Raw genomic sequence first — 5,471 nt, forward strand, 5'->3', positions numbered from 1 at the left:
GACTCCCTACCGTCTGAAGACGATCGGGGGACCGGGCCGTCCCGCACGACCTGCTGCATGTACTCGACGTCCGGGCGTCCGGTGTCGAACCTGCCGTCGGACTCGTTCGGGTCCGGCAGGCTGGGGTCGAAGGAGATGCTCTGCAGGCTGAACCCGTCCCCGGCCAGCGTGGCGAGGGCGGGCAGCACCTCCTGCGGGAGGTTGGTGTCGACGTTGTCCTTCGTCGCCTGGGCCACGGACTGGAACCGCGTGATCAGGTCCGTGGGGCTCTTCTGCTCGAGCACGGCGTTGATGAGGCAGCGCTGTCGGCTCATCCGGTCGTAGTCGGTGCTGTCGCGGCGCGAGCGGGCGAACCAGAGCGCCTGCTCGCCGTCGAGGGTCTGCACGCCGGGCTGGATGTAGCCGTCGGGCTTGACGTGCCGCCCGTCGGCCGTGACGCCGTTGATCGGGATCGGTGTGGGCCCGACGTTCACGGTCACCCCGCCCACCGCGTCGACCAGGCTGGAGAACCCGGCCATGTTGACCTCGAGGTAGTAGTCGATCGGCAGGCCGGTCATGTACGAGATCGTGGACTGCAGCAGGTTCTTGCCGATGTCGTCCGTGGGGCCGCTCGGCGCCAGCGCGGGGTGCTCGTGGGCGTAGGCGTACACCGCGTTGAGCAGGTAGTTCCCGGAGAGCGGGTCGCTGGGGTCGTGGAAGCCGTTCGGGAACTCCTCGGCCATCGGCGAGCCGGGCGGGAACTCGGCGCGCTGGATGTTGCGGGGGAGCCCGAAGAGCGTGGTGCGCCCGGTCTTCGTGTCGATGCTGGCCAGCATCATCGTGTCGGTCCGGGTGCCGGTGCGGGTGCGGCGCGGCGCAGCGCTGGTGGCGCTGCGGTCAGGACGGTTTCCCACCACCGGCGGATGCAGGCGCCTGCATCACTGCACCATGATCGGGGGACCGGCTCCGACGACGTGGGAGGTCCCCCTGTGACGACGACCGAGTACGGCCTGGATCCCGAGCTCGCGGCGGTCGTGCCCGCCCTGCCGGTCCTGGACGTCTCCGACCTGCCGACCGCGCGGGCCACCCTGACCGAGCTGCGCAAGGCCCTGCCCGCGCCGGACGAGACGGGCGTGACCTGGTCGACCGTGCGGGTCCCGGGGCCGGAGGGGGCGCCGGAGGTGTCGCTGCGGATCTACCGGCCGGACCGGCCGTCGGGGCCCGGCGGGATCTACGACATCCACGGCGGCGGGTTCGTCATGGGTGACCTGGACGGCTCGCACGCGGCGAACGTCGCGCTGTGTCGGGCGGTCGGGGTGCCGGTCGTCACGGTGGACTACCGGCTCGCGCCCGAGACACCGTTCCCCGGCCCGCTCGAGGACTGTTACGCGGGTCTGAGCTGGTTCGCCGAGCACGCCGCGGACCTCGGGGTGGATCCCGGCCGCATCGCGATCCACGGGGTGAGCGCAGGCGGCGGGCTCTGCGCGGGCCTCGCGCTGCTGGCGCGGGACCGCGGCGGCCCGGCGATCGCGTTCCAGTTCCTCAGCGTGCCCGAGGTCGACGACCGCCTGGAGACGCCGAGCATGCGCGCCTACGTCGACACCCCGATCTGGAACCGCCCCAACGCCGTCGTGAGCTGGGACTCGTACCTGGGTGCCGGGGTCCCCGGGACGGACGCCGTGTCGCCCTACGCCGCGCCCGCCCGCGCGACGGACCTGACCGGGCTCCCGCCCGCGTACGTCTCGGTGATGGCCTTCGACCCGCTGCGGGACGAGGGCCTGGCCTACGCGCTCGCGCTGCAGGCGGCCGGGGTGCCCGTGGAGCTGCACCTGTTCCCCGGGACCTTCCACGGCTCGTCGCTGATCGCGGACGCGGCGGTGTCGAAGCGGGAGCTCGTGGAGCGGTACTCCGTCCTCTCGAAGATCTTCCAGGGCTGAGGCGCCTAGAGCGCCGAGCCCGCCTCCCAGTCCGCCCAGCTCAGCTCCCAGTCCCCGTAGGTGTCGTAGACCGGGAGCACGGGCCCGCCCGAGTCGGTGATCTCCACGACGTCCCCGACGCCGAAGTGGTCGAAGAACCACTGGGCGTCGGCGGGCGCGAGGTTCACGCAGCCGTGCGACACGTTCTCGTTGCCCTGCTGTCCCACCGACCACGGGGCGGAGTGGACGAACTCGCCGTCGTCGGAGATGCGCAGGTCGAGGTCGACCTTCTCCTTGTAGTAGCCGGGCTGCCCCTGGCAGACGCCGTAGGTGCACGAGTCCATGACGATCGACGGCTGTTTGTCCGAGATCACGTGCGGGCCGACGTGCGAGGGGTAGCCGGGTGCCCCGAGGCTGATCTTCATCGTCTTGACCAGCGCGCCGTCGTCGAATATCTGCATCTGCTCGGTGGCGCCGTCGGCCTTCGCGACCCAGGCGTCGTGCACCGTCAGCGACAGCGTGCGGTCGGTGGAGCCGTACGTCCCGTCGCCGAGGTCGACGCCGAACACGTCGGCCTTCAGCGTGATCGCGGTACCGGGTCGCCAGTACTGCTGCGGCCGGTAGTGCACCTCGGTGTCCGACAGCCAGTACCACCCTCCGGTCTGGACGGGGGTGGTGGTCACCGTCAGGGCCCGCTCGGCCGCGGCCCGGTCGCTGACCGGGTGGTCGAACCGGACGACGAGCGGCTGGCCGACCCCGACCGTCGGCACCGAGTTCGGGGCGGGCACGAACGAGGGGTAGGCCAGGGTCCTCGGGGCGACGGTGCGGACCGTGGCGTCGGTGTGTCCGGGGGTCTGGTCCCGGTCGAGGGTGTCGACGCCGACGGCGTACGCGGCAGCGTAGGCGAGCGCTCCGGTGGAGGTCCAGGTGTGCCCGTCCGACGCGAGGGTCCCGGCGACGACCGTGCCGTCCGGGCCCGTGACGTGGACCGCGCGGGCCGTGCCGTCCGTGACCGTCACGGTGATCGGGGCGGTCGGGTTCAGGTCGGTCGCGGGCGTGACGTGCACGACCGGCACCGGTGCCACGTCCGGCGCGGCGGGCTGGGCGACCGGGCTGAAGCCTGCCGCGCCGAGCGCGTCCGCGGCCGCCCGCGGGTGCACGCCGACGACGACACCGAGCGCGAGCGCGACCGCCACGGCGATCCCGAGCGCGATGGATCCCCACCGCCGCCGTCCGGTCATCGACTTCAGCCCCGTCATCCGACCCGCCTCTCGTCCGCGGATCATCATGCCCCGTCGGCTGCGTCCGCCCGCGCCGGTACACAGACGTCCGGTTCGGGTGTTTCCGCAGCTCACAACGCGGACAACCCTCACTTTCCGACGGCGGCGACGAGCGCCCGGAACCCCTCCTGCAGCGAGGCGAGGTCCGGCCCGCACACGGCCGCGGCACCGACCGGGGCCCCTCCGGAGGCCACGCACCCGTCCTGGGTCAGCCGGTTCACCGCGCCGTCGACGTCGTCGGCCGCGCGGGTGAGCACCTCCGCCGAGGGCACCGCGCCGCTCTCCTTCCGCGCCGCGGGCACCACGTTCTGGACCTCGCGGACGAACCGGGCGCAGCCCGTGTAGACCTGCTCGCCCGGCTGCGTGGCGCACTCGTCCCCCGCGATCGCGGCGAGCTTCGTGCGCAACGCGGGGAGGGTGGCGCTGGGCGCACCCCCCTCCCCCGAGCTCGCGGCACGCGTGGTGGCCTCCCCGCAGCCCGCGAGGAGGGCCAGCGCCAGCAGGAGCATCGCGGCGACTCGCTGGGTTCTCACGGCTGCGACGGTAGACCTCGGCGCGACACGGGCTCCTGCCCCGGCTTCGGGGCGCGGGCGGGCGGGGGCGGTGCGACGACGTCGAGGGCCGTCGCCTCCCGCTCGACGATCCGGCCGAGGACGTGCTGCTGCCCCAGCGTCCAGGCGTTGCTCGCGAGCCAGTGGACGAGGATCGCGACCGGGCCGCGACCACCGCGAGCGGCAGGGCGACGGCGAGACCCCGCTCCCCGGTACCCCACGCCCCGACGCTACCAGCGCCGCAGGCCGACGGCCGGTAGGTTCGCCGGGTGCCCGAGGGTGACACCGTCCACCTCGCCGGGAAGCGTCTGCACGCGGCGCTCGCCGGGCAGACGCTGCTGCGCGGGGAGCTGCGCCATCCCCGGCTCGCCGCCGTGGACCTCACCGGGCTCGGGGTGACCGAGGTGGCCTCGGTGGGCAAACACCTCTTCACCCGCTTCGACGACGGCACCAGCCTCCACTCCCACTTCCGGATGGACGGCTCGTGGCACCTCTACCGCCCCGGGATGCGCTGGCGGCGACCGGTGTACGAGGCGCGGGCGGTGCTGGAGGTGCCGGAACGGGTCGCGGTGGGATTCGCGCTGCACGACCTGGAGCTGCTGCCGACCGCAGAGGAGGACCGGCTCGTCGGGCACCTGGGGCCGGACCTGCTGGCCGCGGACTGGGGCCCGGAGCTCGCGGCCGAAGCCCTCCGCAGGCTCGAGAAGCGCGGCGACCACGAGCTCGGCCTGGCGTTGCTCGAGCAGCGGGTGATGGCGGGCGTCGGGAACCTGTACAAGACCGAGGTGTGCTTCCTGCTGGGCCTCTCGCCGTGGACCCTCGTCCGCGACACCCCGGACCTACCGGGTGTGATCGCGTTGTCCCGCAAGCTGTTGCTCAGCAACGCCGACCGCCCGGAGCAGACCACCACCGGCTCGATGCACCCCGACCAGGCGCACTGGGTGTTCGAGCGCGGCAACCGCCCCTGCCGCCGCTGCCGCACGCGCATCCGCGTGGCCGAGCAGGGTGACGGCGTGTACGCCCGCGTGGCCTACTGGTGTCCCCGCTGCCAACCGGGCCCCGCCCCCGCGCCGACCCGCACCCGTCGACCCCTGCGCCGCTGACCGGAGCCGCCATCCATGAGCACGTTCCGCCTCGTGCTGCCCTTCCTCCCGGTCGGTGCCGCGCTGTTCTGCATCCAGCTGGACTTCTTCTCGCTGAGCCTGGCGCTGCCCGCGATCGCGGCCGACCTCGGCCGCACCCCCACCGACCTGCAGTGGCTGGTGAGCGGGTACCTGCTCGCCCTGGGCTCGTTCCTCATCCCGGCAGGCCGGGCGGGCGACGTCGTCGGCAGGCGCACCGTGCTCGTCGCCGGCGTGGCGCTCTTCGGGCTCACCTCGCTGGTCTGCGGCCTGGCCTCGTCCGTGCCGCTGCTGATCGGCGCCCGGATCGCCCAGGGCGTGGGCGCCGCACTGATCATGCCGACGGCGTTCGCCCTGGTCACCAACGCGACGGACGAGGCGGTCCGGCCGCGGGTCACCGGGGCGCTGCTCGGGATCGCGGGGATCGGCACGGCACTCGGCCCGGTCGTCGGCGGGGTGCTCGCCTCGACCGCGGGCTGGCGGTGGGTCTTCCTGCTCAACGTCCCGGTGGCCGCCGTGGCGATCTGGCGGGCGTGGCGCCTCGAGGACTCCCGCGACGAGTCGGCCCCGCACTCGCTGCGGGGGCTCGACTGGTGGGGGGTGGTGACCGTGGTGGGCGGGCTC

General features: G+C 73.5%; 7 protein-coding genes. 3 read left to right on the plus strand and 4 right to left on the minus strand.

Features of this window, described 5'->3' with window-relative positions; translation table 11 throughout:
• Positions 1 to 893 (minus strand): LCP family protein (locus H5J29_RS19255; RefSeq protein ID WP_181782428.1); only part of this gene is annotated, 893 nt, incomplete at its 3' end.
• A 75-nt stretch (positions 894 to 968) separates the two neighbouring features.
• On the opposite strand from H5J29_RS19255, the gene H5J29_RS19260 reads away from it, so the two are divergent.
• Entirely contained in the window at positions 969 to 1,916 is a 948-nt protein-coding gene (locus tag H5J29_RS19260) for an alpha/beta hydrolase (protein WP_312858310.1), read from the plus strand.
• Positions 1,917 to 1,921: 5 nt separating this feature from the next.
• On the opposite strand, the gene H5J29_RS19265 is transcribed toward H5J29_RS19260, so the two are convergent.
• From H5J29_RS19265 to H5J29_RS19275, 3 genes are all read right to left on the minus strand, one after another.
• A complete protein-coding gene (locus tag H5J29_RS19265) occupies positions 1,922 to 3,154 on the minus strand; it encodes a L,D-transpeptidase (RefSeq protein ID WP_181782432.1) in 1,233 nt (410 codons plus the stop codon).
• A gap of 110 nt (positions 3,155 to 3,264) precedes the next feature.
• Positions 3,265 to 3,708: a hypothetical protein gene (locus tag H5J29_RS19270; RefSeq protein WP_181782434.1), complete on the minus strand. Its 444-nt coding sequence runs from the start codon at positions 3,706 to 3,708 to the stop codon at positions 3,265 to 3,267.
• Complete coding sequence (locus H5J29_RS19275) at positions 3,705 to 3,947, minus strand: hypothetical protein (RefSeq protein WP_181782435.1); 243 nt, start codon at positions 3,945 to 3,947, stop codon at positions 3,705 to 3,707. The genes H5J29_RS19270 and H5J29_RS19275 overlap by 4 nt, the downstream gene beginning before the upstream one ends.
• A gap of 48 nt (positions 3,948 to 3,995) precedes the next feature.
• Between H5J29_RS19275 and H5J29_RS19280 the strand changes: the two genes are divergently transcribed.
• Both H5J29_RS19280 and H5J29_RS19285 read left to right on the plus strand, forming a co-directional pair.
• Entirely contained in the window at positions 3,996 to 4,829 is an 834-nt protein-coding gene (locus H5J29_RS19280) for a DNA-formamidopyrimidine glycosylase family protein (protein ID WP_181782437.1), read from the plus strand.
• A 15-nt stretch (positions 4,830 to 4,844) separates the two neighbouring features.
• A partial coding sequence (locus H5J29_RS19285; RefSeq protein WP_181782439.1) for an MFS transporter occupies positions 4,845 to 5,471 on the plus strand: 627 nt, incomplete at its 3' end.

The organism is Pseudonocardia pini (assembly GCF_013870575.1).
In the GTDB taxonomy this organism is placed as follows: Bacteria; Actinomycetota; Actinomycetes; order Mycobacteriales; family Pseudonocardiaceae; genus Pseudonocardia; species Pseudonocardia pini.